General features: G+C 68.4%; 22 protein-coding genes. 7 read left to right on the top strand and 15 right to left on the bottom strand.

All coding sequences use genetic code 11. From position 1 onward, the window contains the following. The first annotated feature begins 50 nt into the window (after window positions 1–50). Genes MLJ35_RS03435 through dsrP form a run of 3 tightly spaced genes read left to right on the top strand, consistent with a single transcriptional unit; the run spans window position 51 to window position 2,804 of the window. A complete protein-coding gene (locus MLJ35_RS03435; protein WP_243382988.1) occupies window positions 51–623 on the top strand; it encodes a cytochrome c3 family protein in 573 nt (190 codons plus the stop codon). Next, entirely contained in the window at window positions 620–1,546 is a 927-nt protein-coding gene (locus MLJ35_RS03430) for a 4Fe-4S dicluster domain-containing protein (RefSeq protein ID WP_243382987.1), read from the top strand. Before MLJ35_RS03435 ends, MLJ35_RS03430 begins: the two co-directional genes overlap by 4 nt. 4 nt (window positions 1,547–1,550) lie before the next feature. Then, a complete protein-coding gene (dsrP, locus tag MLJ35_RS03425; RefSeq protein ID WP_243382985.1) occupies window positions 1,551–2,804 on the top strand; it encodes a sulfate reduction electron transfer complex DsrMKJOP subunit DsrP in 1,254 nt (417 codons plus the stop codon). A gap of 4 nt (window positions 2,805–2,808) precedes the next feature. Here dsrP and MLJ35_RS03420 read toward each other — a convergent pair whose 3' ends face one another. From MLJ35_RS03420 to MLJ35_RS03400, 5 genes are all read right to left on the bottom strand, one after another. Then, window positions 2,809–3,891, bottom strand: coding sequence for an HD domain-containing phosphohydrolase (locus tag MLJ35_RS03420; RefSeq protein WP_243320618.1), 1,083 nt, complete (start codon window positions 3,889–3,891; stop codon window positions 2,809–2,811). Between the two features lie 128 nt (window positions 3,892–4,019). Next, complete coding sequence (locus MLJ35_RS03415; protein ID WP_243382984.1) at window positions 4,020–4,466, bottom strand: hypothetical protein; 447 nt, start codon at window positions 4,464–4,466, stop codon at window positions 4,020–4,022. A gap of 100 nt (window positions 4,467–4,566) precedes the next feature. Beyond that, complete coding sequence (gene guaA / locus MLJ35_RS03410; RefSeq protein ID WP_243382983.1) at window positions 4,567–6,096, bottom strand: glutamine-hydrolyzing GMP synthase; 1,530 nt, start codon at window positions 6,094–6,096, stop codon at window positions 4,567–4,569. Between the two features lie 81 nt (window positions 6,097–6,177). Beyond that, window positions 6,178–8,250, bottom strand: a complete 2,073-nt coding sequence (glyS, locus tag MLJ35_RS03405) for a glycine--tRNA ligase subunit beta (RefSeq protein ID WP_243382981.1) — start codon at window positions 8,248–8,250, stop codon at window positions 6,178–6,180. Then, window positions 8,247–9,188: a glycine--tRNA ligase subunit alpha gene (locus MLJ35_RS03400; protein WP_243382980.1), complete on the bottom strand. Its 942-nt coding sequence runs from the start codon at window positions 9,186–9,188 to the stop codon at window positions 8,247–8,249. Before MLJ35_RS03400 ends, glyS begins: the two co-directional genes overlap by 4 nt. 58 nt (window positions 9,189–9,246) lie before the next feature. Here MLJ35_RS03400 and MLJ35_RS03395 point away from each other — a divergent pair, with 58 nt between their 5' ends. Beyond that, window positions 9,247–9,780: a GNAT family N-acetyltransferase gene (locus MLJ35_RS03395; protein ID WP_243382979.1), complete on the top strand. Its 534-nt coding sequence runs from the start codon at window positions 9,247–9,249 to the stop codon at window positions 9,778–9,780. Between the two features lie 29 nt (window positions 9,781–9,809). Here MLJ35_RS03395 and MLJ35_RS03390 read toward each other — a convergent pair whose 3' ends face one another. Next, window positions 9,810–11,600 (bottom strand): tetratricopeptide repeat protein, encoded by a 1,791-nt coding sequence (locus MLJ35_RS03390; RefSeq protein ID WP_243382976.1) that lies wholly within the window; start codon window positions 11,598–11,600, stop codon window positions 9,810–9,812. 133 nt (window positions 11,601–11,733) lie between these two features. On the opposite strand from MLJ35_RS03390, the gene MLJ35_RS03385 reads away from it, so the two are divergent. Both MLJ35_RS03385 and MLJ35_RS03380 read left to right on the top strand, forming a co-directional pair. Beyond that, window positions 11,734–12,681 carry a carbamate kinase gene (locus tag MLJ35_RS03385; RefSeq protein WP_243382975.1) on the top strand — a complete coding sequence of 316 codons (948 nt, stop codon included), beginning with the start codon at window positions 11,734–11,736 and terminating at the stop codon, window positions 12,679–12,681. A gap of 23 nt (window positions 12,682–12,704) precedes the next feature. Further along, window positions 12,705–12,998: a YciI family protein gene (locus tag MLJ35_RS03380; RefSeq protein ID WP_243382973.1), complete on the top strand. Its 294-nt coding sequence runs from the start codon at window positions 12,705–12,707 to the stop codon at window positions 12,996–12,998. Window positions 12,999–13,048: 50 nt separating this feature from the next. On the opposite strand, the gene MLJ35_RS03375 is transcribed toward MLJ35_RS03380, so the two are convergent. The 7 genes from MLJ35_RS03375 to cysK all read right to left on the bottom strand — a co-directional run bounded on the left by MLJ35_RS03375 (window position 13,049) and on the right by cysK (window position 18,387). After that, window positions 13,049–13,603 carry an OsmC family protein gene (locus MLJ35_RS03375; protein ID WP_243382972.1) on the bottom strand — a complete coding sequence of 185 codons (555 nt, stop codon included), beginning with the start codon at window positions 13,601–13,603 and terminating at the stop codon, window positions 13,049–13,051. 195 nt (window positions 13,604–13,798) lie between these two features. Beyond that, complete coding sequence (locus tag MLJ35_RS03370; protein WP_243382971.1) at window positions 13,799–14,764, bottom strand: MlaD family protein; 966 nt, start codon at window positions 14,762–14,764, stop codon at window positions 13,799–13,801. Beyond that, window positions 14,761–15,441 (bottom strand): ATP-binding cassette domain-containing protein, encoded by a 681-nt coding sequence (locus tag MLJ35_RS03365; RefSeq protein ID WP_243382970.1) that lies wholly within the window; start codon window positions 15,439–15,441, stop codon window positions 14,761–14,763. The genes MLJ35_RS03370 and MLJ35_RS03365 overlap by 4 nt, the downstream gene beginning before the upstream one ends. Continuing rightward, window positions 15,426–16,214, bottom strand: a complete 789-nt coding sequence (locus MLJ35_RS03360; RefSeq protein ID WP_243320591.1) for an MlaE family ABC transporter permease — start codon at window positions 16,212–16,214, stop codon at window positions 15,426–15,428. The genes MLJ35_RS03365 and MLJ35_RS03360 overlap by 16 nt, the downstream gene beginning before the upstream one ends. A 43-nt stretch (window positions 16,215–16,257) precedes the next feature. Then, window positions 16,258–16,887 carry a CAP domain-containing protein gene (locus MLJ35_RS03355; protein WP_243382969.1) on the bottom strand — a complete coding sequence of 210 codons (630 nt, stop codon included), beginning with the start codon at window positions 16,885–16,887 and terminating at the stop codon, window positions 16,258–16,260. Between the two features lie 36 nt (window positions 16,888–16,923). Beyond that, window positions 16,924–17,421: a DUF4395 domain-containing protein gene (locus tag MLJ35_RS03350; protein ID WP_243382967.1), complete on the bottom strand. Its 498-nt coding sequence runs from the start codon at window positions 17,419–17,421 to the stop codon at window positions 16,924–16,926. A gap of 9 nt (window positions 17,422–17,430) precedes the next feature. Continuing rightward, a complete protein-coding gene (gene cysK, locus MLJ35_RS03345; protein WP_243320585.1) occupies window positions 17,431–18,387 on the bottom strand; it encodes a cysteine synthase A in 957 nt (318 codons plus the stop codon). Between the two features lie 119 nt (window positions 18,388–18,506). On the opposite strand from cysK, the gene MLJ35_RS03340 reads away from it, so the two are divergent. Beyond that, window positions 18,507–18,935, top strand: a complete 429-nt coding sequence (locus tag MLJ35_RS03340) for an RrF2 family transcriptional regulator (RefSeq protein WP_243382965.1) — start codon at window positions 18,507–18,509, stop codon at window positions 18,933–18,935. Window positions 18,936–19,112: 177 nt separating this feature from the next. Here the strand turns inward: MLJ35_RS03340 and MLJ35_RS03335 are convergent, their stop codons facing one another. Continuing rightward, entirely contained in the window at window positions 19,113–22,106 is a 2,994-nt protein-coding gene (locus tag MLJ35_RS03335) for a VIT domain-containing protein (RefSeq protein WP_243382963.1), read from the bottom strand. A gap of 156 nt (window positions 22,107–22,262) precedes the next feature. Then, on the bottom strand, window positions 22,263–25,379 hold the full coding sequence (locus tag MLJ35_RS03330) for a C45 family autoproteolytic acyltransferase/hydrolase (protein ID WP_243382961.1): 3,117 nt from the start codon (window positions 25,377–25,379) through the stop codon (window positions 22,263–22,265). Window positions 25,380–25,407 lie beyond the last annotated feature (28 nt).

The following is a 25,407-nucleotide window of genomic DNA, read 5'->3' as shown; positions in this document are numbered from 1 at the left end:
ACCCCATCCCGCCGCCGTCCTGCGGCACCGTTTCACGAAAGGACATCCCAATGCGCTTTCCGACCCTGTCCATGCTCGCGGCGGGCCTGCTAATGCTCCTTGGCTCAGCGGCCTTCGCGGAGCCGCCCACCGTCAAGCCGCCCGCCGGAACCCGGGCGGAGAACCCGGTGGCCCCGGAGGGCATCGAGGTGCCCAAGCCCCCCTTCAGCGAGGGCATCTTCCCCTGCACCTCGTGCCACGACGGCAAGAGCATGAAGCCGAACCTCAAGCGCCGCGAGCTGACCGACATGCACACGGACATCGTCCTCAACCACGGGCCGGCCAGCCGCTGGTGCCTGGACTGCCACGACGCCAACAGCCGCGACAGTCTCCACCTGGCCAGCGGCGAGAAGGTGCCCTTCACCGCCTCCTACCTGCTGTGCGGCCAGTGCCACGGGGACAAGCTGAGGGACTGGCGCGTGGGTGTCCACGGCAAGCGCACTGGCCACTGGAACGGCGAGAAGCAGTACCTCCTCTGCGTCCACTGCCACAACCCCCACTCACCCCGGTTCAAGCCGCTGAAGCCCATGGCTCCGCCCACCCCTCCCGAACAGATCCAGCTCCGCAAAGGGGGTGTCCGATGACGGATCCGAAACCCACGATGCCTCCTGAAAGCTGGGGTGGCTCCAGCTGCGGCACCCGGCGCGAGTTCCTCGGCGTAGCCACGGCCGCCATGGCCGCCGCCCTCACGGGCTGCGGTACGCTGAGCAAGGAGGAATTCCTCCAGCGCAACTTCCGCGAACTTTCCAAGCAGGAGGTTCTGGATGTCATCGCCCGGCTGGAGAAGGAATACAAGGCCAAGTACGGGAAGGACGTGAAGGTCGCCAACACCCCGGCCATCCCCGGCGTGATCTTCGGCTACGCCCTGGACCTCAGCCGCTGCATCGGCTGCCGGCGCTGCGTCCACGCCTGCGTGAAGGAGAACAACCAGTCACGGGATCCCGAAGTGCAGTGGATCCGCGTCCTGCAGATGGACAAGGAGGAAGGCGTCAACCTCCAGCATGCGGACCAGTACTACAATCCGGAGGAGGTGCCCCAGGAGGGCCACTTCTACATGCCGGTGCAGTGCCAGCAGTGCAAGAAGCCGCCCTGCACGAAGGTCTGCCCCGTAGGCGCCACCTGGCGCGAGAAGGACGGCATCGTGGTGGTGGACTACAACTGGTGCATCGGCTGCCGCTACTGCATGGCAGCCTGCCCCTACGGCGCCCGCCACTTCAACTGGGGCGAGCCCAACCTGCCTGCGGACCAGGTGAACACCAACACGCACTACCTGGGCAACCGTCCTCGGCCAAAGGGCGTGGTGGAGAAGTGCACCTTCTGCATCCAGCGCACCCGCAATGGCCAGTACCCGGCCTGCGTGGAGATCTGCCCCACGGGCTCCCGCAAGTTCGGCAACCTCCTCGACAAGGACAGCGAGATCCGCTACGTCCTCGAGAACAAGCGCGTCTTCAAGTTCAAGGAAGACCTGAACACCCAACCCAACTTCTTCTACTTCTACGGGGTGTAGGGCCATGATCACGCTGAAGAACTTCTGGCAGTTCATCACCGACACGCTGCGGATCATCCTGAAGGGCGACCGCCTCTACTACGCCTGGGTGGGGTTCCTCATGCTCCTCATCGCCATCGGCGCGGCGGCCTACCTGGGTCAGCTCAACAACGGCCTCATCGTCACCAAGATGCGAGACCAGGTCTCCTGGGGCTTCTACATCGGCAACTTCACCTTCCTGGTGGGCGTGGCCGCGGCCGCCATCATGCTGGTCATCCCGGCCTACATCTACGACTGGGAGCCCATCAAGGAGATCACCATCCTGGGCGAGATGCTGGCCATCAGCGCCCTCATCATGTGTCTCGGTTTCGTGATGGTGGACATCGGCCGGCCCGACCGCTTCTGGCACATCATCCCGCTGGTGGGCAGGCTGAACTGGCCGCAGTCCATGCTGGCCTGGGACGTGATCGTGCTGAACCTCTACCTGCTGCTGAACTGGTTCGTGGTCACCTACCTGCTCTTCTGCGCCTATACGGAGCGGCACTACGTGAAGAAGCTGGTGCTGCCGCTGGTGCTGCTGTCGATCCCCATGGCCGTGAGCATCCACACCGTCACCGCCTATCTCTACAACGGCCTGGCCGCCCGTCCCTTCTGGAACTCCGCCATCCTGGCGCCGCGCTTCCTCGCATCCGCCTTCTGCTCGGGCCCGGCGATCCTGCTCATTCTCCTGCAGATCCTCAGGAAGACCACCAAGCTCACCATCAAGGACGAGGCCATCTTCAAGGTGGCCGAGCTGATGGCCTACACCATGGGCTTCAACCTCTTTCTCACCGCGGCCGAAGCCTTCAAGGAGCTCTACTCCGGCACCGAGCACATGGTGTACTTCCAGTACCTCCTGTTCGGCCTCAAGGGCCACACCACCCTGGTGCCCTACGCCTGGGCCTCCATCCTCTGCGGCCTGGCGGCCTTCATCCTGTTCCTCGTGCCCCGCACCCGCACCAACTGGGTGACGCTCAACATCGGCTGCGTGCTGATCTACGCCAGCGTCTACATCGAGAAGGGCATGGGCCTCATCATCCCGGGCCTCACGCCGGACGTGCTGGGAGACATCTACGTCTACCGCCCCTCCTTCACCGAGATCGCCGTGGCCGCGGGCATCTTCGCCACCGGCTTCCTGGTCTTCACCCTCATGCTGAAAGCCGCCGTGCCCATGATGCTGGGCGAGTTCACCATCTCCAAGGGACAGCCCCCGCAAGCGGTTCCGCCACGGGAAGTCTAGGCCTTCAGATCCCCGGATCCTCGTCGCGTTCCTCATCCGGGTTCGCGGCGAGGATCGCGGCGAACCGGTCGACGTGGGCCAGGAAGAGATCCACCAGCTGCGGGTCAAAATGGACGCCCCGCCCCCTCTGGAGCAGGGCCACCACCTGGTCCTCGGGCCAGGCGTCCTTGTAGTGACGCCGGCTGCTGGCCGCATCGAAGACATCCACCAGGGTGGTGATGCGGGCCTCGATGGGGATGGCCTCCCCCTTCAGGCCCCTCGGATAGCCAGTGCCATCCCACTTTTCGTGATGGCCGAAGGCGATGCGGGCCCCCATCTGGATGAAGGGCACCTTCGAGCCCTTCAGGATGGTGGCTCCCATGGAGGTATGCCGCTTCATGGTCACCCATTCCTCCACCGTGAGGGCGCCCGGCTTCTGGAGGATGGCATCCGGCACGCCCACCTTCCCGATGTCGTGCATGGGTGCGGCGGCCCGGATGGTCTCGATGGTCTCCTCGTCCCAGCCCAGCAGCCGGCCCATTTCCGCAGCGTAGAGGCCGATCCGGCGGACGTGCGTGCCAGTCTCGTGGTCCCGGTGCTCGCTGGCGGAGATGAGACGGAGCGCCACCTCCTCGCGGGAAGCGCGGATCTGCTCGGTCTGTTCGCGGACCTTCTGGGCGAGCTGGGCCTCCCGGTCCCGGAAGGCGATCTCCAGCATCCGCCGCCGCAGCGCGGCATTCACCTGGACCAGGATCTCCCGGGGCTGGAAGGGCTTCAGCACATAGCCGAAGGCGCCCTCCTGGAGGCACTCGATGGCCGTCTCGGCCGCCTCCGTGGAGCTCACCATCACCACGGAGATGTCCGGAATGCGGGGTTGGAGCGCCTTCACCAGGTCGAGCCCCGAGGCCCCCGGCATCTGGATGTCGCTGAGCACCAGGTCGGAGGGTTCCTCTTCCAGGGCCTTGAGGGCGGCCGGTACGTCGCCGGCTGTCCGGCACCGGTACCCCGCCTTCGCCAGGATCCGCTCGAGCGACAGGCGAATGATGGGCAGGTCATCCACGATCAGGATGCTGACCTGCTGGGGCACCACTTGGATGTCTTCGCCCATGGACCTTCCCGGGACTGGTGTTGAACGGCAAGCCTGGTGGATCGCTATCGGCCTCGATGATGGCACAGGTGGAAAAAACCCTGAAGCCTCGGTGCGGGTGAAGTGTGACGTGCCTCCACTGCCTCCGGTCACCGGGCCCACTCGAGGGAGTCCCGCTTGGCCCGGAAGTGGGCGCCCAGATCCAAGCCGATGGCCCGCTCGCAAAGGGCCAGGGCTCCGTGGAAGTCTCCAAGCTCGCTGTGGGCCTGGATGCCCCGCTCGAAGCAGGTGAGGTTCTCCAGCATCCGCCGGTACTCATGCGGGAAGGCCGCTTCCAGATCCGGCAGGTGGCCGATCACCGCGGCCACCGATCCGGTGCAGGCCTCCCACTGACCGAGCTGTGCCAGGGCTTCGGCGGTCAAGTCGTGGGCCACGCACTTCACGGCGTTCGGCAGACTGGCCTGCCCCTCCAGAGTCCGGCGCAGGTACTTGAGCGCAGCCTCCGGCCCGCTGAAGGCCGCCTCGCGGTGCCCCGCCAGCAGGTCCTCCAGGATCTCCTTCACCGACTTGCGGACGGGTTCGACACGCTTGGCCATGGTTTTCCAGAAAAAAATATCACCACAGAGGACGCGGAGAACGCAGAGGAAAGAATGAGTGTTTTTCTCTGCGCTCTCTGCGTTCTCTGCGGTTAAACACTCATTCGTATTCGATGGTCGCAGGTGGCTTGGAGGTGATGTCGAAAACCACGCGGTTGATGCCCTTGACCTCGCGGACGATGCGCTGGGCGATCCGGTCCAGCAGCTCGTGAGGAAGCCGCGCCCAGTCGGCGGTCATGAAGTCCTCGCTGGTGACGGCGCGCAGCGCGCACATCCACTCGAAAGTCCGCTCATCGCCCATGATGCCCACGGTCTGCACGGGCAGCAGTACGGCGAAGGCCTGGCTGGTGCGGCCGTACCAGCCGCTCTCGCGCAGCTCCTGGAGGAAGATGGCGTCGGCGTTCTGGAGGATGGTGGCGCGCTCCCGGGTGATGGCGCCCGGCAGGCGCACGGCCAGGCCGGGGCCCGGGAAGGGATGCCGCTGGTTCATCTCCTCGGGCAGGCCCAGGGCCAGGCCCGTGGCCCGCACCTCGTCCTTGAACAGCTCGCGCAGGGGCTCCACCAGCTTGAGCTTCATGCGCTCCGGCAGGCCGCCCACGTTGTGGTGGGACTTCACCAGGATGGCGCCGCCGATGCCGCTCGATTCGATGACATCGGGGTAGGTGGTGCCTTGGCCCAGGAAGTCGGCCTTCACCTTGCCGGCCTCGCGCTCGAAGACCTCGATGAACTTGCCGCCGATGATCTTCCGCTTCTGCTCGGGATCGGTCACGCCCGCCAGGGCGCCCAGGAACTCGTCCGAAGCGTCCACCCAGATCACGTTGAGCTCGAAGGGCGCGAAGTAGGCCTGCACCTGCTTCATCTCGTCCTTGCGCATGAGCCCGTGGTCCACGAACACGCAGGTGAGCTGCTTCCCGATGGCCTTGTGCAGCAGCAGCGCCGCCACGCTGGAGTCCACGCCGCCGCTGAGCCCCAGTACCACCGTGCCCTGCCCCACCTGCCCGCGGATGACCTTGACCTTCTCCTCGATGAAGTTGCCGGCGTTCCAGTCCAGGGCCATGCCGCAGCGCTTGAGGAAGTTCAGCAGCAGGGGCGTGCCCTGGGTGCTGTGGGTGACCTCCGGGTGGAACTGGAGGCAGTAGATCCCACGCTTCAGGTCCTCCATGGCCGCCACGGGCACGCTGGGCGTCTTCGCCGTGACCGTGAAGCCCGCCGGGGCGACTTCCACATGGTCGCCATGGCTCATCCACACCTGCTGGGCGTGGGGCAGCCCTTCGAAGAGCATCGAGACCTCGGGCGAAGCCTGGATCTCCGCCTTGCCGTACTCGCGGCTCGCGGAGCGGTGCAGCTGCCCGCCCAGGTTCCGGGCCAGGAGCTGCTGGCCGTAGCAGATGCCGAGGATGGGCACACCGAAGTCCAGGATGGCCGGGTCCAGGTCCGGCGCCCCGGGCTCCAGCACCGAATTGGGTCCGCCGGACAGGATCACGCCCTTCAGGTCCGCCCCCGCGATCTCCTGGGCCGTCGCGCCACAGTTGTAAACGAGCCCGAAGGCCCCCAGCTCGCGCAGCCGCCGCGTGATGAGCCGCGTGTACTGGCTGCCGTAGTCGATGATGGCGATGCGCTCGTGGTGCATGGGGACCTCAAAAGCTGTTGAACCGCAGAGAACGCAGAGAGCGCAGAGGAAAGAAGGGATCCGTCCGGAGCCGGGCCGTCCCTACTGCCACAGACTGAAGTCCGCGACGCGCAGGAAGGCCTGACGGAGCCGGTGGAGGAGGCTCAGACGCGCGGCTCGGAGGGCCGAGTCGTCGCACTTCACCATGACGGCGTTGAAGAACGCCTCCAGGGGCTCGGCCAGGTCGGCGAGGGCCGCGAGGAGATCCTTCCGGTCGACCGTGGTCTCCAGGCTCCCGAGCCGACCGGCCAGGGCCTTCTCTTCGTCCTGCGTCAGCAGGGCCCGGTCGAACTGATCGGCGGGGGTCTCGTCCTTCAGGATGTTCCCGATGCGCTTGGCGCTCTGGGCGAGGCTGGCGAAGCGGGCGTCCTCGGCGAAGGCGGAGAGCGCCTCGCAGCGGGCCTTCAGGTCCGCCAGGTCCTCCCAGCCCGCAGCCAGGGCGGAGCGGCGCACCGAACCGGCGTACCCGGCCAGCTCCAGCTGGTAGGCCACGCGGTCCTTGAAGAAGGCCAGCAGGGCTTCCCGGGTCTCCGCCTCGGGCTTCGTGGCCTTGGGGCCGACCACCTTCAGGGCCGCGCCGATGAGGTCGGCAGGCGTGAAAGGCCAGCCCTGCTCCCAGAGGATTCGGACGATGCCCTGTCCGGCGCGGCGCAGGGCAAGGGGATCCTTCGACCCGCTGGGGATGAGGCCCACGGCGAAGCAGCCCGCCACGGTGTCCAGCTTGTCGCAGAGGGACAGCAGGCAGCCCATGGGCGTGGAGGGGATGGCGTCCTCGGCGCCGACGGGCCGGTAGTGCTCCTTGACGGCCTTCCAGACCTCTTCGTGGGCCCCTTCGTGCTTGAGGTACTCGCCGCCCATGACGCCCTGCAGCTCGGGGAACTCGCCCACCATCAGCGTGCGCAGGTCACACTTGGCCATGCGGGCGGCCTCCAGGGCGCGGTCGATGTGCTCGTCGTCCGTGGAGAGGCACGTGGCCAGGGCCTTGGTGAGGGCCACCACGCGGCCGGTCTTGTCGTGGTAGCTGCCCAGCTCGCGCTGAAAGGTGAGGGCCTTCAGCTTCTCCAGGCGGTCGGACAGAGGATGCTTGCGGTCCTCAGCGAAGAAGAATCGCGCGTCGTAGAGGCGCGCCTTCAGCACCCACTCGTTGCCGGCCTTCACGAAACCCGCCGGGTCGTCCGTGCGGTTGGCGGCCGTGAGGAAGAAGGGCAGCAGAGTCCCGTCCGCCTGCTCGATGCAGAAGCTCTTCTGGTGCTCGCGGAGGCTGGTGACCAGCACCTCCTTGGGCAGTTCCAGGAAGTCCGCCGGGAACTCGCCGCGCACGATCTTCGGGAACTCCACGATCTCCGCCAGGGTGTCCAGCAGCTCGGCATCGGCCACCACGCGGCCGCCGACTTCGGCGGCCAGGGCCTCCAGCTGCTGGGCGATGCGGGCGCGGCGCGCCTCCAGGCTGACCACGACGCCCGCCGTCTCCAGCGCTGACTCATAGGCCTCGGGCGTGACGATCACCACCGGAGCGGGGTATTCGCGGTGGTAGAGCCGATGGCCCCAGGTGGTGTTCGTGGCGGTCACGCCATCCACCGTGATGGGCACGACCTGCTCACCGAAGAGGCACAGGATATTCCGGATGGGCCGCACGAACTCGAACTCGGAGTTGCCCCAGCGCATGGCCTTGGGCACGTGGAGCCCGGCGATGAGCCCCGGCAGCGCCTCGGCCAGCAAGTCCACCGTGGGGCGCCCCTGCTTCGTGATCGTCACTACCGCGCAGGGCTCCTTCTTCCCCGCCGGCTGCTCGAAGCGCACGGCACTGAAATCGACGCCCCATTTCTCCGCGAACTTCAGGCCCTGGATCGTGGGCTGGCCGTCCTCCCCCACGCACATGCGCTGGGGCGGGCCCACCTGGATCTCGGTTTGATCAGGCTGGGAGACGGGCAGGCCCGAAGCGCGCCAAGCCAGCTTGCGCGGGGAGAAGAAGGTCTCGAGGCCGGAGGTCGCGAGGCCCTGCCCTCCGGCCCAGGTCGCGAAGGCCGTGGCGAATTCGTCCGTCAGCGGCCCCAGGAACCGCGCCGGGATCTCCTCGCAGTGCAGTTCCAGCAGGAAGGTCTTCGCGCCGCTCACTTGGACCCCCCCTTCCCAGCCACCACGCTTTTCTCTGCGCCCTCCGCGTTCTCTGCGGTTGGCGTTTTGGCATTTTCAAAGTCCAGATACGCCCGGGCGCACGCACACGCCAGATCGCGCACGCGCTTGATGATGCCGGGGCGCTCGGTGGTGCTCACGGCGCCGCGGGCATCCAGCACGTTGAAGGTGTGGCTCATCTTGAGGGCCTGCTCGTAGGCGCTGAGGAAGTGGCCGTGGTCCTTGAGCAGCCGCCAGCCTTCCTTCTCAAACGATTCGAAGAGGGTGCGGTGAAGGTCCAGGTCCGCGTGCTCGAAGCTGTAGGCGGAGAGCTCGAACTCCTCGCGCTGGCGCATCTGGCCGTAGGTGACGGGGAACACGCCGTCGTCCGTCTTCACCTCGCCGTGCACCAGGTCGAAGATATTGTCGTAGCCCCCCAGGAACATGCAGATGCGCTCGATCCCGTAGGTCAGCTCGGCGCTCACGGGCCGGCAGTCCAGGCCGCCCACCTGCTGGAAGTAGGTGAACTGGCTGATCTCCATGCCGTCCAGCACCACCTGCCAGCCCACGCCCCAGGCACCGAGCGACGGCGATTCCCAGTTGTCCTCCTCGAAGCGAAGGTCGTGCTTGGAGAGGTCGATGCCCAGGGCCTCCAGGCTCTCGATGTAGAGGTCCTGCACCTTGGCGGGGCTGGGCTTGAGGATCACCTGGAACTGGAGGTGCTTGTAGACGCGGAAGGGGTTCTCGCCGTAGCGGCCGTCCGCCGGACGGCGGGAGGGCTCCACGTAGGCCACGTTCCAGGGCTTGGGTCCCAGGGCGCCGAAGAAGGTCAGCGGGTTCATGGTGCCCGCGCCCTTTTCCAGATCGTACGGCTGGCCGAGGAGACAGCCCCGGTCGGCCCAGAACCGCTGCAGGCGGAGGATCAGTTCCTGGATGTGCATGGAGGCCTACCAAAACGAGCATTGTAGCGGGTTTTCAGCGCTTTAGTAAGCTGGAGGCATGCTGATCCGGATCGCCCTTCCTTCCGAAGCTCCTGCCCTGGCGGCCCTGGGTGAGCGCCTGTGGCGCGAAACCTACACCGGACTTATCCCAGCTTCGAATCTGGAGCTGCACCTGGCGGAGACCTTCGGGCCTCGGCAGCAGGCCGCGGAGCTGGCCGATCCCGCCTGCCGGACGCTGGTGATCGCGGAGGGGAACGCCCTTCTGGGCTACACCCTGCTCCGAGCCTGTGGCCCGGAGGAAGGAATGGCCTCTTTCCACTTCGTCAATCCGCTCGAAGTGGCCCGGTTCTATGTGGATGCCTCCCTGCATGGCCGTGGCGCCGCCCAGGCGCTGATGGCGGCGGCGTTGGACCACGCGGCATCCGCTGGCCACGACGGCGTCTGGTTGCAGGTCTGGGAACAGAACCCTCGAGCCATCCGGTTCTACGCCAAGGCGGGCTTTCAGGATGTCGGCGAGGCCACTTTCCGTGTGGGCGAGCAGGTGGACCGGGACCGGGTGCTGGTGCACACCCTGATGAACCTGGGCCTCTAAGGCCTCCCCGTTCCGGGAGTTCTGCTGGGTCAGGAATCCTCGTCGGGCTCAGGCAGCGGAGGTAGGGTGAGGCGCAGGTAGGCCGCCCGGGCCTCCGCATCGCCAGCCTCCATGCCCTTCCGGTACCAGGAGAGCGCCTGGTCGATGTCCCTGGCACCGCCCACTCCCTGCTCCAGGTAGCTCCCGAGTTTCCTCATGGCGGCCGCGTTCCCGCCACCGGCAGCCTCCGCGAAGGCGTGCCGCGCCTTCTCAGGATCTTTCGGAATCGTGCCTTCGCCCGACTCGTAGATCAGGCCCGCATTCCACCACCCGCTGGCGCTTCCCTTGGCCCCGGCCCGCAGATACCACCCAAGGGCCATGTCGGGGTTTCTGGGCACGATCAGGCCCTGCTCGTAGAACCAGCCGAGCTGGTTCATGGACGCTCCGCTCCCCTGGTCCGCGGCGGCCTGGTAGCACCTCATGGCCTCGGTGAGGTTCACGGGCACGCCTTCGCCGTTCTGATAGGCCCAACCAACCTGATGCAGGGCGGTCACGTGGCCCAGTTCCGCGGCCTTGCGGAAATAGTCCAGCGACTTGCCGAGATTCCTGTCCGCCCACCCCTCGCGCTTGTAGCAGAAGCCCAGCTGCGCCCAGGCCTGCACCCAGCCCCGCTCCCCAGCCTGCTGATAGTGACCGACGGCCGCCTGAAGGTCCTTGGCCGTGCCCCACCCGTTCTCCGAGAACCATCCCAGGAGGTAGATCGACCGGGCAGACCCCTGCTTGGCCCCCTCCTTCAGCCAGGCGAGGGCACGCCGGTCGTCCTGGCCGATGCCCAGTCCCTTGTGGTAGAGCCAGGCAAGCTGGGGAAAGGACGGAGCGTATTCGCGTTCGGCGGCCTTCGCGTACCAGGAAAAGGCTTCCGGGTAGTCCGCCGCCACCCCGATGCCGGATTCGTAGCACTCGCCCAGCCATCCCATGGCCTGAGGAGAACCCATCCGGGCAGCCTGCCTGCAGAGCATGACGGCGCGTTCCGGATCCTTGGGAACGCCCTGGCCCCGGATGAGCATCCCAGCCAGCATCACCAGGGCCGAAGGATCCTCGAGCCCCTGGGCCTGCGTGAGCCAGGAGAGGGCCCCAGTCGGGTCCCTGGGCACGCCGGTACCGTCGAGGAGGAACCGTCCCATGAGCCGCGGCCCATCGGTGTAGCCCGCCTCGGCGGCCTGCTTGGCGAACCGGAAGGCTGCCGCGGTGTCCTTGGGGAACCCCAGGCCCCGTTCATGCATCCAGGCGAGCGTCATGGGGTAGAAGCGCGACTGGGGCTGGTCCGCGGCCCGGCTGAACCAGACCTTGGCGGCCGACGGGTCCCAGGCGATGCCCGCACCGCTGTCAAGACACTGCCCCAGCTCCGCCATGGCATCCGGAGATCCCTTCTCCGCTGCTTCCCGGAGCAGCTTGGCGTACCGAGCGTGATTCACCGGCACGCCGAAGCCGTTCTGATAGAGCTCCGCCAAGTGGTATAGCCCCCGGGCATTGCCCTTTGCCGCGCTGGCCTTCAGCCATTTCAGGGCCTCGGCGGAATTCCTCGGAATGCCCTCGCCCCGGAAGTGCATGCGCCCGAGATGGGCCATGGCCTCGGCGTCGCCGGCTTCGGCCGCCGCCCGGTAGCAGGCCTCCGCCCTGGCCCGGTCCCGCGGACAACCCTCCGAGCCGAGCCACCGGCGATGCCCCTCGGCTAGCAGGCCGCCTTCAAGGCCAGGGGCACCCGGTGCCTGGGCGAGCATGGCCGCCGCCGGCACGAGCAGCCACGGGAGGAGGGGGAGCCTGGAGTTCGGGGGGCGCATGGGGGACCTTTGACAGGGTGCAAAAACCACGGGGATTCCCGCAAGGAAATTCCGAGAAGTGCCCCGCACTGTGACGCCTGTCCTTTGGCCTGCCCCCCGGGCCCTGTAGAATCCTCGTTTCCCGGGGACCTGCATGACCCGAAAGATCGCACTCCTGGCCATCGGTGGAAACGCGCTTCTCAAAGAGAAGGAGCGCGGGCTCCAGGAGGAGCAATTGGAGAACGCCCGGGAGACGGCAGAGATGCTGGCGCGGGTGGTGGCCGAGGGCTACGCCCTCTGCGTGGTGCACGGCAACGGGCCTCAGGTGGGCAACCTGCTCATCCAGCAGGAGGCCGGCTCTGGCCAGATCCCGCCCTACAGCCTGGACATCTGCGGGGCCATGACCCAGGGCTCCATGGGCTACATGCTGGAGCGCATGCTCATCAACCGCCTGCGCTTCATGGGCCTGGACGCGCCGGTGACCTCCGTGCTCACCGAGGTGGTGGTGGACAAGGAAGACAAGGGCTTCCAGGACCCGACGAAGCCCGTGGGTCCCTTCTACCCGGAGTTCCGCGCCCTGGAGCTGATGCGCTCCAAGCGGTGGAAGATGAAGGAGGACTCGGGTCGCGGCTGGCGCAAGGTGGTGCCCTCGCCCAAGCCCATCGAGATCGTCCAGCTGGAGGCCATCAAGACCCTGCTGCAGTCGGGCAGCTCCGTCATCGCGGGCGGCGGTGGCGGCATCCCCGTGATCCGTGACGCCAGCGGCTTCCTGGTGGGCGTCGAGGCCGTCATCGACAAGGACCGCCTCAGCGCCCTGCTGGCGGCCCAGCTGGACGCGGACCTGTTCATCATCCTCACGGGCGTGGCCAAGGTGGCCCTCGACTTCGGCAAGCCCACCCAACGCTGGGTGGATCGCCTCACCGCCAGCGAAGCCCGGAAGCACCTGGCGGAGGGCCAGTTCCCGCCCGGCAGCATGGGCCCCAAGATCGAGAGTGCCCTGACCTACCTGGAAGGCGGCGGCCACGAAGTGCTCATCACCACCGCCGAGGCCCTGGCCACCGAGGACCCCGCCACCGTGGGCACCCGCATCGTGCGAGACTGAGGCTTCTTGGGAGAAAGCTTCCGATGTACGCCCTCATCCTCGTCCGCTACCGCCGCCCCCTCGACGAAGTCGAAGCCGTCACGGAAGCCCATCGGGCCTACCTCGACACCCTGAAGAAGCAGGGCGTCCTCCTGGCATCGGGCCCCCTGGATCCCCGGTTCGGCGGCGCCTGGCTGGTGCGGGTGCAAGACGAGAACCCCCTTGCCGACCTGGACACCCTGCGCGATGGCGACCCATTCCACAAAGCGGGCCTCGCCAACTATGAGCTGTTGCCCTGGAAAGTGATGGCCGGCAAGGAATCGTTCGACCAGATCTGATCTCAGCCCGCCGGGCTTCCCCCGCAGGCGGAGATTTGTCCTCGATTCGGTCAGTGGCTGAGCTTGATGTCCACGGGATTCTTGAAGGTGTCGTAGAGGGGCGACGTCCGCACGACGCAGTCGTGGAGCTCCTGGATCTGCGCCGGGGTGCCGCTGCAGGCGAGGTTCACCTTCACGCGGATCTGGGACAGCCCGGGCCGGATGTTCTTGTCGAGTTCCAGGAAGCCCCGGATGTCGGAATCCGTCTCCATGTCGAAGCTGAGGCTGCTGATGTCCAGACCCATGGCCGCGGCCGCGTAGGCGTAGGTCACGCTCAGGCACGCGCTGAGGGCGTGCAGGGCGGCCTCACCCGCGTTCGGCGCCAGGTCCGTGCCCAGCAGGGCCTCCGGCTCGTCGGCTTCCAGGAACATCGGCATGCTCCGCTTGTGCTCCTCCCCCGCTCCGTAGAGCGAGTCGAAGGTGCTCTGGGAGTGGGCCCCGTTGATCCACTTGGCCTTGGAGCGGAAGGTGAACTTCGCAAGGCTGGGGTTTGCCTTCACCGCCGACACGGTGGCGTTCATGGCGTCCACGTTCACGCCGTTGTGGATGGTTGCGATGCTGCCCATGGATCCTCCTCGTGGATCGGGCGCTGCCCCGACGGGGGTTGGGCCTCCGAAGGGAAGCGCGTGTAGGACACCCACAAGAGTCCCGCAAGCCACGGGGCCCCCTGGAAAGAGACACCAGGATGGGCCCGGTCAAGCCTGAAACAAGGTCGCAAAATTCGAACCAGGGGCCCGCTGACTCATCTGTCGAAGGCACAGCTACTTCGGCGCCGGCGCGGCCTTGGCGGCTTCCGCCGCCTGTCGGGCCCGGGTCCGTTCCGCATCGCTGGGGGTGCCCCACACGGCCCGGCTGGGCTTTTGCTTCAACAGTTGCAGCAGTTCCTCCACGGAATCCAGGGAGCGCCGCAGCGCCTTGAGGCTGGCCTCCAGCTCCGGCTGGTCCTCGGCCCGGAACCGGGCCAGCAGCCCATCCGACTGCTGCAGCACCGACGCCAGGCTCACGAGAATCCGATCCAAGTCCGGCGCACGCGTTTCGAGGAGGGCGCGGGTCACTGCCAGGCTCTTTTCCAGGTCGGCGAGGGCCTTGTCGGCCTCTCCCATGCTGCGGTCCGCATGGGCGGCCAGTCCGCGGCCATCCCTGGCCAGGGCCTGAAATTCGAGCAGGGTGGCATCCAGAGATCGCAGGGCCCGGGCCACGGAAGGATGCTCCAGCAGGTCGCCCAGCCCCTTCGTCTGGATGCGATCGCGCACCGCCTCCAGCGAGGTGTTCAGGCTGGCCAGGAGACGGTCCGCCCGCTCCAGCACGCCGCCCAGGGAGACCCCCTCCTCGCCTGGGATCTGGTCGCCCGGCACCAGGGGCACCGTGCGCATGTCTGACGGCGGCAGGCGCAGGTCCAGCATCACGCTGCCCACGCCCCTGGGGGCCACCACCGCCCGGGTGCCGCGCCACAGCTGGATGTCCGAGCGCACGGCCAAGGTCGCCAGGAAGTGGTAGTCCGTGCCCTCTCGCCGCATGTCCACCCGCTCCACGGATCCCACGCGATAGCCCTTCAGCTGAACGTCGGTGCCGGGGGCCAACCCCTCCATCTGTTCCAGTCGCACCACCAGCGGGTAGGTCTTCTCGGTCACCACCGCGGCGTTCTTGTAGGCCAGCAGCCCCCCGAAGAAGCCCAGCGCCAGGAGGACGAAGAGGCCCAGGCGGGCGTCCTGTTTCTCGAAGTTCATGACGGCTCCGAAGGCGAGTGGCGTGCGCGGAGATCCAGCGTCTGGAAGTCCGGCCCTGGCGGCAAGTCCGCCCCCTCCATGGCCAGGACGAGGGTGCAACCGGAATCCAGAGCCCAGCCCGAGATGAGGCCGAGGGCCAGGCTGCGATCGGTGGCGTCCAATCCCTCCAGGGGCGCGTCCAGGAGGATCAGCTCCGGGCCCAGAGCCAGCACCCGGGCCAGGTTGGCATGCTTCCGCGCCGCCGCGCTCACCGCATGGGGGCGGAGGTTTGCCACCGGCTCCAGCCCGAGCCGCCCCAGAGCTTCTCCAGTCCGGCGGGCGACCTCCCCTCGGGAGAGTCCCAGGAATCTCAGCGGGAGGGCCACATTGTCCGCCAGGCTGAGGTTCGACAGCAGCCCGCCGGTGGGGAAGGCGAACCCCATGCGGACCCGCCCCGCCAGTCCGAGGGCGCCCTCCCCTGGCCAGACGGGGATGCCCGCGACCGCCACCTTGCCAGCCCTGGGACGCTCTGTGCCGGCAAGCACCTTCAGCAGGTGGCCCCTTCCCATTCCGTCTGCGCCCGCCACCAGGAGGTTCTGACCCGGCGAGAGGTCCAGGTCCAGTCCCTCCACCAGAGGCCGGCCATCAGGGAGAGCGCAGGCGAGACCGCGGACCTGGAGCATCAGAAGTAGAAGCATGCGGCCAAGAGGCCGTCGACGACGAACACGGCCACCAGGGCGGAGACCACCGTCCTCGTGACGGCCTGGGGAACCTCGGTCTGGCTGCGCCGGACGCCAAGGCCGAAATGGCAGGCGTGGAAGGTGATGGCGCCCGAGAAGAAGAAGACCTTCAGGAGGGTGGCCGTGAAATCCAGATTCGACAGCGCCTGTCGCACGGACTCCATGAAGAAGCCCCAGGTGATGCCGTATTTCAGCCGCGCCACCAGGAAGCCCCCCCCGAGGGCCGCCGCGTCGAAGCACACCACCAGGGCGAAGACCGCCACGAGCACGCCCACCCAGCGGGGCAGGAGCAGGTAGCGGTACGGGTCCACCCCGTGGGCGGCGAGCGCGTCGACCTCTCCGTTGAGCTGCATGGTTCCCAGCTCGGCCGCGATGGCCGTGGCGCTCCGGCCGATGACCAGCACGGCGGTCAGCAGCGGGCCCAGCTCCCGCAGGATGATGAGCACCATGAGCGTGCCGATGTAGTTCTCCGCCCCCAGTCCGGAGAGCTGGCTGAAGGCCTGGATGAGCGTCACCGCGCCCAGCAGCAGCGCCGTGCCCGCCACGAGCACCCCGGCATCGAGTCCCGTGAAGCGGATCTGGAGCTTCGTCTGCCCGCCCACCACGGCCAGCTGGCCGGCCCGGAGCGCCAGCCCGGAACGCAGGGTCCGCCATACCAGGTGCGCCTGGTCGCCCAGGAACTCCAGGAAGCCGCGCGCCGGCGCGCCAATCCGCGCTAGGAAAGCCATCATTCACCCGAGGGATGGCTCCAAGGCTAGCAGAATACCGGCGGCCCTAGTGCCCGGCCACGAACCCGTCGGCGTAGTCGATCACGGTCACTGTTCGGTAATCCCGATGGGGCGCCGAGCCGGCACCGGCCTGATGGAGATCCGGGTTGAAGAGGTTCTTCCGATGGCCGCGGCTGGCCACCCCGTCGTCGACCAACAGCTGGATCACCACCTGCCGGGCCTCGTCCTCGCCGGCGCTGATGTTCTCCGCGATGAGCCCCTGCCATCGGCCCAGCCGGTTCAGGCGGACCGAGAGACTGCTGCCGTCGGAGCCCGTGTGCTCGATGCTGCCCTTGGGGCCGATGTCCTGGGCATGGAGGCGGGCCGCCCGGGCCAGACCTTCGTTGAAGCGCAGGGGACCCACCGGCTTGGCGGATTCCAGGAACCGGATGGCCTCGTCCAGCGCCGCCACGCCCTCCTCCGTGCGGAGCGGCACACGCTCCGGCCGCTTCCACAGGGTGCCTTCGAAGTACGGCCGCAGCTCCCGAAGGTGCTTGGCATAGGCCTTGGGCTGCACCCTGGCATCGCTCATCTCCTGGACCACCGCCCGCTCGAAGGCCGTGGCCTTCGCCGGTTCACCGGACACCGCATGGATGGGAAACAGCAGCGCGGCAAGGAACAGGATGGCGATCCTCATGGGCATCTCCCGACGGACCCTCAAGGATAGGCGCTCTTAGAGGGCCGGTTCATCGACTCCGGTGGCAAGAAGCTGGGCCGAGGCGCTCCGCACCCAGGGCAGCCAGGGATGGATCCGGCAGGCCAGACAGAACCCGAAGAAAGCCTCGAGGCCCGCGCAGGTCCCCAGGATCGACGCCATGGCCAGGCCGAGGGGCCGGAGCTCGGCCAGGAATGCCAGGCCGATGCCCAGGGAGATCAGGGAGCCCACGGAAGCCGCGAAGCGCTTGGGGCCCGCGTTGATTCGCCGCTCGGGAAGGCCCACCCAGCGACGGAGGGCACCCGCGGCACGGGCCACCGGGCTGAAGGCCGGGCGACCCGCGGCGCGAAGGAGGAAATCCGCGGCCAGGGCCAGGACTGCCCAGCCCCGGCCCGGCCAGACGCACACCCCGAGGAGGGCCAGCGACAGGAAGGCGGCGATCCGCCCGGCCGACTCATCGGTCAGGTCCGGCGTGATGGGGCAGCTCGGTCCCGGGCGAATCGCCTTCTGGTTCATCGCCCCCCCTCAGATCGCGGGTCCATCGATCTCGGCGAAGAGCGGATGGGTGAGGTAGCGCTCGCCGGTATCGCAGAGCACGGCCACCACGGTCTTCCCCTCGCCCAGCTCCTTCGCCACCTCCAGGGCCGCGAAGACGATGGCGCCGGTGCTGATGCCCGTGAGCAGGCCTTCCTCCCTGGCCAAGCGGCGGGCGATGGCGATGGCGTCGTCGTAGCCCACGGGGCGGACACGCTGGAAGGCCTTCCGGTTCAGGATGCCGGGCACGAAGTTGGGCCCCAGGCCCTGGAGCTTGTGCGGGCCGGCCTTCCCCTCGCTGAGCAGGGGCGACGTCTCGGGCTCCACGGCCACCACCAGGGTGCCGGGCTTCTTCTCGGCCAGCACCTCGCCCACGCCGGTCACGGTGCCGCCGGTGCCCACGCCCGCCACGAAGGCGTCCAGCTCGGGCACCTGCTCCAGCACTTCCAGGGCGGTGGTGCGGCGGTGGACGGCGGGGTTGGCGGGGTTCTCGAACTGGCGCACCAGGAAGTAGGAGGGATCACCGTCGGCCAGTTCCTGGGCCTTGTCCACGGCAGCCTTCATGCCGCCCGAACCGGGCGTCAGCAGCAGCTCCGCGCCGTAGGCCTTCAGCAGGGAACGGCGCTCTTGCGTCATCGTGTCGGGCATCACCAGCGTGATCTTGTAGCCCTTGGCCGCCGCCACGAAGGCCAAGCCGATGCCGGTGTTGCCGCTGGTGGCCTCCAGCAGGGTCATGCCGGGCTTCAGCGCGCCGCGGGCCTCGGCATCCTGGATCATGCTGAGGGCGATGCGGTCCTTCACGCTGCCGCCAGGGTTGGCGCTCTCGAGCTTCACGTAGACCTTGGCCGAGCCCTTGGGCACGAGGCGGTTCAGGCGCACGACGGGCGTGTAGCCCACCAGCTCGTAGGCGTGCTCGACGCGGTTGGGGCGATCGGTGGGACGGGCCATGGGTTCCTCCTGGGTTCGGGCAGGGCCGGAATCCAGGAGTATGAAGGGAAATTGGGTATTGTCAAGTTTGTCAATTTTTTTTGTTATGTATTAAAGTAGCTCTCCAAGGGAGGCATGTCATGCGCGGATCGGCCAAGGGGCGCTACGGCTTGCAGTTCATGGTGGAGCTGGCCCTCCAGGCCGGGCACGGCCCCGTGCAGGTGGAGGTGGTGGCGGAGCGCCAGGCCCTGCCCTCGAAGTTCATCCGGGTGCTCCTGGGGCCCCTCAAGGCCGCCGGGCTGGTGAAGGTGCAGCGGGGCCCCAACGGCGGTTGCGAGTTGGCCCGGCACCCGAGCCACATCACCGCGCTGGAGGTGCTGGAGGCCCTGGAGGGCCGCCTGGGCCCCGCAAGCCTGCCCCCCGACGCCACCCCCGGCGCCCGCGCCGTGCGGGACCTCTGGACCCGCAGCACCGAGGCCGCCCGCGCCGTCCTGTGCGCCTCCACCCTCGCCGACCTCGCCTTCAAGCAGCAGGCCCTCGAAGTGGACAGCCACGGATATTCGATTTGACCGACCGCCGGATGGCGAAGCAGAGGACTTGATGTCCTCTGCGAAGCCAGGATCCGGCGAGGAGGTCATGCCACAGGACCGCCGGATGGCAGAGCAGAGGACTCGATGTCCTCTGCGGAGCCAGGATCCGGCGAGGAGGTCATGCCACGGGACCGCCGGATGGCAGAGCGTGTCCCGTCAGTCCCCCTCGAACCGGAAGCTCCCGATGTCCACGGTGCGGCCCGGACCCTCCAGGCGCAGGGTGATCGACTTGTTTTCGACCCGCCCCGTCCCGTAGCGGAGGTACAGCTCCAGGGTCACCGTCGTGGCGCCGATGGCGGTCTGCTCACGGGTGCCGTAGAACCGGGCCCTGACCGCGTAGGCCCCCGGAAGGGCGCGGCGCAGGAGGAACTCCTCCGGTCCGTAGCCGGCGGTCACGTCCTGGCTGATGCGACCCCCGATGGCGGTCCGGTTGTGGCCGTAGAAGCACTCCTCGCCCCGGGGATCCGCCACGTGCAGGTCCATGTCGCTGTTGTCCGTGTCCCAGTTCAGCACCACGCGCACATCCACGGGCAGGTTCGCCACCAAGCGGGGATCGATGGCTGAGGCGTCGAGCTTCGTGTTGGAGGTCGCCAGGAGGGCATTGAGCTCGCCGAGGGCGATGAGGTTCACGTCATGGAACCGCCCGTCCCAGGGCGTCTTCACCAGCTCCCAGAAGAGGCCCACGGCCTTCTGGGGCTGCCTGGCCTCGACCAGGGCCAGGGCCAAGTCCCTCCGGCTCTGGGGCTCCTCCTCCCGGATCCGCAGCACCTCGCCAAAAGTCCACACCGCCAGGTCCGGCAGACCCAGCTGGCGGAGACGGTAGCCCAGGATCCGCAGCAGGGGGGCGCTCTCCAGCTTGAGCTCCGCCAGGTTGGAGAGGATGCGCAGGGCCAGGTCCTTCTCGCCCTGGTCCCGGAAGAAGTCGGAGACGTCGAGGAAGAAGCCCGGCGTCTTCCCGTAGGTCTCCCGCTGCCGGAGGTAGAGGGTGTAGCGGTCCTTGGCCGGCGCGGCCTTCAGTTCCTTCAGGTACGGCGTATCGGGCGTCCAGGGCTTGAGCTCGATGGTCCCGGAGGCGACCGGCTCCGTCCCTTCGGTCACGCCAGGCGAGAGGTTCGCGGCCGTGCTGACCTCGGTCCGATCTGAAACAGGCACCGACGCCACCACCTCCACCACGGCCTGGGCGGGTGGGCGATTCCGCTGGGTCCGGCCCGCCCCCGGGGGCGGTGGCGGGGGCGGTGGCGGGACTTCCTCCCGACGCGCCGTGCCCCCGACGACGCCCCCCACGACCCCGCCGATCACGCCTCCGGGAACACCTCCTGGAACACCACCGGCGCCAGGTGGGGGAGGTTCCGTGGACGAAGGGCGGGGCTTGGGCGCCACCTTGAACTCGGTGGCCCACCAGGCCTTCCGCTCCTCGAACTGCTTCACCAGGGCCTCGAGGTGGTCCTTCTCCCGCTTCCCCTCCCGCTGCAGCTCGTCGCCCACCCGGCGGTCGTACTCGGCCCGGAGCTCCTCCGGCGGGGCGATCCGGTAGCGCACGTAGTCGGCCACGTCATCGAGCACGATGAGGCTCGTGCCTTCGGTGACGAGGCCGTGGGCCTGGCCGAGGGCGAGGATGGCCTTGGCGTTCCGGGCCGGATCCAGCTCCAGCTCGGCGAGCTTCCGCTGGGCCCACATCCGCGCCACGGGCGCCGCTTCGGCGGCCTTGGCCGCATCGAGGTCGAAGGTCCGGGTGACCCGGACGCTGCGGCCGAACCCGAACTGGAGGGTGAGCCGGGCGCGCGGGGTCTTGAGGAGGCCCGCCAGCCCGAAGGGCCCCCGGACCACCCGCCCCGCGCCAGGATAGACCTCCGCCACATCGCCACGCTCCGTGACCGCCCGGAGGAAGGCCAGGGGCCGGGTGGTGAGGGCCTTCAGGGCCTCCTCCGCGCTGAGGCTCTGGAGGTTGAGGTACTCGCCGCCCTGCCCTTCGCCGAGGGCCCGCAGGAGGCCGTGCTCGGCCGTCAGCGCGCTGTTGACCGCCACCAGGGGGGCCTCGGGGAACTGGGCCTCGCGGGGGCCGAAGGTGCCCAGGCCATCGGAGAACAGCAGGGTCTCGTCCACCCGCAGGTCCTTCAGCTTCACGGCGCCCAGGCAGGTCCCACCGTCCAGCGGCAGGTTCTTGAGGTGGGCGATCAGGCCGGCGGCATTCCCGTCCTGGATCCGGAAGGCCTTCAGGGGCTCGACCGCATCGCGGAAGACGGAGAGGTTCACCTCGCAGGTGCCCAGGTGCCGGAGGTAGGCCTCCAGCAGGCCCAGCTCCCGGGCCAGGTCGCGGTTCCGGGCGCTGGCCGAGGCGTCCCACACCACCAGCAGGCGCTGGGGAAGGGGCTTCGCCTCCCGAGCCATCCCCGGGTGCACCATCACGAAGAAGAAGTCCTGCCCGTCCCGACGCTCCACGAACACCTGCCCGCTGTCGGAGGCCCGCGGGATGGACACCACGAGGGGTCGGTCCGGCAGGAAGTCGCTCCGCACCTCCTCCGCGAGGTAGCCCCGGCGCACGGACTTGAACGAGAAATTGGCCAGGGGGCTGGCCGTGGCCCGGGGCGCCACCGGCTGGTCCAGGACCTCCACCTTCAGGCCGAAGGTGGCCACCTTGTCCGTGAAGGCCAGAGGCAGCCGGTAGAGCAGCTCTCCGGGCCCGCCATCCGCCAACTCCTGCTCGTAGGCCAGGACCACCCGCTTGTACCCCCGGGCGGGAATGGGATACACCCGCGCCTTGAAGCTGTTGCCCGCGGTCTTCTCGAGCAGGCCGGGATCCACGCCCCGGCGGACGATCTCCTCGAAGGCCCGTCGGCCCTTGGCCTTCTCCACCACCACGCCCTCGCGGAGCCGCCCGTTCACGTCCATGGCGAAGCGGGAGACGGTCTGGCCCTCGCCGAGGGGGAAGACCAGCTCGCCCTCCAGCACCCGGGTCTGCGGGTTGTGGATGGTCATGTCCCAGGTGGTCGTGGCCACGTGGCCGACCACCTTCACGTCGATCCTCAGATCGTGGATCCGGGCGGGCACGGATCGGTCCCCTTCCTGGATGCGGATCTGCGGCATGGGCAGCCGCTCCTGCGCGCACAGCGGGAGGAGGGCCAGTAGGGCGAGCGCGAAGCGGCGGAACATGGCGCACCTGTGGGAGGGTTGGAACCACTGTAGCGGTCCCGCCCCTTCCGCCCCAGGAAAGATGATCCTCCGGTCTCCATCCCTGCCCGGCGACGCGCGCCCGTACGCGAAGAAGCCGCCGGGTGGCGGCTCCTTCGTCCAGGCGGGGCCAGGCCTTCAGGGCTTGAAGTCCACCACCGTCCCCTCGGTGGCGGCCTGGCCCTTCTCCTTCACCTCCCCGGCGCGGTAGACCGCCCATCCGGGCAGGCCGCGGGGCACGGTCTTCGTCATGGCCCACTGCTGCACGCGGCTGTTGGCGAGGACGAGAACCATCATGCGCTTGGGGTTCCAGGGATTGGGGAAGGCGGCCAGGAGGCCGTCGTCGGGGCGGCCGTAGGTGCGGCCCTGCCACCGGAACCACCCGGCGCCAGTCTCGACGGGCAGCTTGCCTTCGGCCTGGAGGCGCGCCACCACGCCGTTGTCGGCGGGGCCGCCGAAGAGGACCAGGTCGCTGGCGGCCAGGTCGGCGTCGCCCACCTCGGCGTCGGGCTGCAGGGGCAGCAACACCTCGGTCATGTTGTCCGCCAGGGACTCGCGGTAGGCCAGCGCCAGCGTGCGCTGGGCCTCCACCTCGCGGCCGGTGCCGAAGACCAGCCGCGCATGGCCCCAGTCGTCCAGCAGGTTGCCCGGCACCCAGGCGTTGGCGCGGGGCATGGGGAGGTCGCTCTCCGCGTTGAAGGTCAGGCGGGTGGGCCGGGCCTGGCTGTGGAGCGTGAAGGTGGCCTGCGCGCCGGCCACGGCCAGCCGCTCCAGCTTCGCCCCCTGCTCCGTCTCCAGGCTGGCGAAGGCCACGAAGGGATAGGCGAAGCCGGCCTGGCGCACCTCCACCTTCACGTTGTAGCCGTCCTTGGCCTTCTCGACCCGCGCCTGGACCTTCGGCGCGGGCAGGTCCGCCCGCTCCAGCCAGGGCCGGACGAAGGGCGCGACGTCCTTCCCGGCCCCGTCGGAGAGCGCCTTGAGGATGTCGGCGGTGGAAGCCGATTTCCCGGCGAAGCGGCCGTGGGCCGCGGCCATGGCCTTGGCGAAGGCGGCGTTGCCCAGCTGCAGCCGCAGCTGGTGCAGGGCGAAGACGCCCCGGATGCGGGGAATCTGGTAGGCCCCGTAGTGGTCGTAGTCGGTGACCGTGGCGAGCGGCGCCTTGACGCCCTCGACGCGCTCCAGCCATAGGTGGCGTGTGGCGAGGTCCGCCAAGTCCGCGGACTGCGCCTCGAAGGCCTTGGCGGGGCTGGACGGCAGGTGCTTCAGCTGCCGCCAGTAGGCCGCAGAGCCGCTGACGAACCAGTTGTCCGCGTCCGAGGCCGGTTTGACCGTCCCCGTCCACAGCCCCTTGGCATCGAACGAGAACGCCTCCTTCACCCCTGCCACGTCCGGCACCGGAGCCGCCTTCGCAGGCTTTTCCATACTCCAGGCTGCCCGAGCGGCCTGGAGCTTGGCCGTCACCCAGATCGGACTGAACGCCGTATACCCATAGGTGAGGTGGGGCGTGGCGCCGGGCAGGTCGGCGATCCAGCGGCCGCCCACCATCTTTTCGCGCTGGGTGGTCTTGCCCTGGTGGGCGATGAAGACGAGCTTCTCCGCCATCTCCGAGGTGGTCAGCTTGCCGTCGCAGGCGTGGGGCCGGTTGATGGGGCTGCTGGCCAGGAGGCGCGTGGAGGCATCGATGTCGAAGCCGCCCTTGCCGAAGGCCTTGAAGGCCTCCTGGAAGGCGATGTCGCGGTTCCACGTGTTGAAGGCCAGGTCCGCGGGGGCGTTGTCGGGGTTGGCGACATACTCGCCGCGAACCTCCAGGTCCCGGTTGTTGTTGTTGGCCCAGATGAAATCCCGGTGGTGTCCGGGGGTGTCAGCGCCCTTCCCGTTGCCCCCGGTGCGCCACAGGCGCGTCTTCTCGGTGCCGAGCAGGAAGCAGGCGCCCTCGTCCGTCTTGGTGTCGGCCATGGTCCAGTCGTTGGTGTAGAGGCCGTTGTTCTGCTTGAAGAGGATCTCTGCGGCCTCGTCGATGCTGTTGGCGTACTGGGCGGCCTTGCGGATGCGGTTGCTCTGGGGCGTGCCGTCGGGGTTGAAGGGCGTCTGGCCCACGGTGGTCTCGCCCATCACCAGGCCCGCGGCATTCAGGTACCAGTCGGTGCCGCTGTGGATGCCGCCGGCGAAGGTCTGCATCACGAAGCGGTGGCCCTTCTCGGGGACGACGTCGAGCATCACGTTCCACTCGGTGCCCGTGTAGCCGTTCCACATGAACATCTGCGTGAAGATGAAGCGGCCGGACTTGGTGGCGCCCTTGGTGGCCACGAAGGAGGAGCAGTGGTCGCCCTCGCCGCCCTTGGCCATCTCGTCGTCGCCGGTCATGAAGGTGCGGCCCGTGAGCGGGTTCGCGGCGCGGGCCAGGCCCTCCTGGAGGGAGCTCATGTCCACGGCGCTGTTGAGCGTCACGATGTCCAGCAGGTCCACGGGCCGGCCCTTGAAGGCGGCGCCAGCCTTCGCGGCGCCGTCGGCGATGCCCTTCATCTCCTCCAGGAACTCCACGTCGTATTTGCGGAAGAAGAGGGCGTCTGCGGTCTGCCGCTGGTCGGTCCAGCCGCGGACAGGGTCCGCCGCATTCTTCAGCACCCCGAGCTTCGTCATGTAGCGCACGATCTCGTCGGCCATCAGCTCGCCGTGCTGGCGGCCCCGGGCGTAGGGCGAACCTTCGATGTGCAGGAAGGTCCAGCCGCCCATCTCGTAGCGGAACCCCTTCCCGGCCCAGCGCACGGTCTGCAGGGGGATGAACTGGGTGATGTCCTCCACTTTCTCCAGCTTCACGGCGCTGAAGGTGGCGGCGCCGGTGGCCCTGCCGTTGCGACCCAGGTGCAGCTGCACGCGGTCGGTGGGGCTGGTGGCCAGGAACAGCACGGAGACCTGGCGCTCGGAGGTGCCTGCCACACTCTGGGAGGCGTTGGTGAAGGGGAAGCTCTCCATGGAGAGGCAGGCGCCCAGGGCCGTGGGGTAGCGGGCCAGGGCATCGGCCTTCACGCCCTGGGTGCGGAGGGTGGCGCTCAGGCGGTACAGCTCACCCACCTTCAGCGTCACGGGCGCCGACGCCAGCGTGGCCTCCGAGCCTTCCGGCGCGGCCGTCAGGCGGAGTCCCTGGGCCTGGGCGGTGGAGCCGGGCTTCAGGGCGAACCCGGACACGGGGATGTCGGCGGCGGTGGCCAGCACCGCCAGGGCCATCAGCAGCCCGGCGCGAAGCGTTCGAATCATGGGGGGAGCCTCCGCCCTCCAGCATGCC

The sequence above is a fragment of the Geothrix alkalitolerans genome (genome assembly GCF_022808885.1).
GTDB lineage: Bacteria > Acidobacteriota > Holophagae > Holophagales > Holophagaceae > Geothrix > Geothrix alkalitolerans.
This window is presented reverse-complemented; position numbering and strand designations above follow the sequence as displayed.

Excerpts from the sequence above, each read along its gene's own strand:
- MLJ35_RS03435 (WP_243382988.1), top strand. The coding sequence starts at position 51 with ATGCGCTTTCCGACCCTGTCCATGCTCGCGGCGGGCCTGCTAATGCTC.
- MLJ35_RS03430 (WP_243382987.1), top strand. The coding sequence starts at position 620 with ATGACGGATCCGAAACCCACGATGCCTCCTGAAAGCTGGGGTGGCTCC.
- dsrP (WP_243382985.1), top strand. The coding sequence starts at position 1,551 with ATGATCACGCTGAAGAACTTCTGGCAGTTCATCACCGACACGCTGCGG.
- MLJ35_RS03420 (WP_243320618.1), bottom strand. The coding sequence starts at position 3,891 with ATGGGCGAAGACATCCAAGTGGTGCCCCAGCAGGTCAGCATCCTGATC.
- MLJ35_RS03415 (WP_243382984.1), bottom strand. The coding sequence starts at position 4,466 with ATGGCCAAGCGTGTCGAACCCGTCCGCAAGTCGGTGAAGGAGATCCTG.
- guaA (WP_243382983.1), bottom strand. The coding sequence starts at position 6,096 with ATGCACCACGAGCGCATCGCCATCATCGACTACGGCAGCCAGTACACG.
- MLJ35_RS03400 (WP_243382980.1), bottom strand. The coding sequence starts at position 9,188 with ATGCACATCCAGGAACTGATCCTCCGCCTGCAGCGGTTCTGGGCCGAC.
- MLJ35_RS03395 (WP_243382979.1), top strand. The coding sequence starts at position 9,247 with ATGCTGATCCGGATCGCCCTTCCTTCCGAAGCTCCTGCCCTGGCGGCC.
- MLJ35_RS03390 (WP_243382976.1), bottom strand. The coding sequence starts at position 11,600 with ATGCGCCCCCCGAACTCCAGGCTCCCCCTCCTCCCGTGGCTGCTCGTG.
- MLJ35_RS03385 (WP_243382975.1), top strand. The coding sequence starts at position 11,734 with ATGACCCGAAAGATCGCACTCCTGGCCATCGGTGGAAACGCGCTTCTC.
- MLJ35_RS03380 (WP_243382973.1), top strand. The coding sequence starts at position 12,705 with ATGTACGCCCTCATCCTCGTCCGCTACCGCCGCCCCCTCGACGAAGTC.
- MLJ35_RS03375 (WP_243382972.1), bottom strand. The coding sequence starts at position 13,603 with ATGGGCAGCATCGCAACCATCCACAACGGCGTGAACGTGGACGCCATG.
- MLJ35_RS03370 (WP_243382971.1), bottom strand. The coding sequence starts at position 14,764 with ATGAACTTCGAGAAACAGGACGCCCGCCTGGGCCTCTTCGTCCTCCTG.
- MLJ35_RS03365 (WP_243382970.1), bottom strand. The coding sequence starts at position 15,441 with ATGCTTCTACTTCTGATGCTCCAGGTCCGCGGTCTCGCCTGCGCTCTC.
- MLJ35_RS03360 (WP_243320591.1), bottom strand. The coding sequence starts at position 16,214 with ATGATGGCTTTCCTAGCGCGGATTGGCGCGCCGGCGCGCGGCTTCCTG.
- MLJ35_RS03355 (WP_243382969.1), bottom strand. The coding sequence starts at position 16,887 with ATGAGGATCGCCATCCTGTTCCTTGCCGCGCTGCTGTTTCCCATCCAT.
- MLJ35_RS03350 (WP_243382967.1), bottom strand. The coding sequence starts at position 17,421 with ATGAACCAGAAGGCGATTCGCCCGGGACCGAGCTGCCCCATCACGCCG.
- cysK (WP_243320585.1), bottom strand. The coding sequence starts at position 18,387 with ATGGCCCGTCCCACCGATCGCCCCAACCGCGTCGAGCACGCCTACGAG.
- MLJ35_RS03340 (WP_243382965.1), top strand. The coding sequence starts at position 18,507 with ATGCGCGGATCGGCCAAGGGGCGCTACGGCTTGCAGTTCATGGTGGAG.
- MLJ35_RS03335 (WP_243382963.1), bottom strand. The coding sequence starts at position 22,106 with ATGTTCCGCCGCTTCGCGCTCGCCCTACTGGCCCTCCTCCCGCTGTGC.
- MLJ35_RS03330 (WP_243382961.1), bottom strand. The coding sequence starts at position 25,379 with ATGATTCGAACGCTTCGCGCCGGGCTGCTGATGGCCCTGGCGGTGCTG.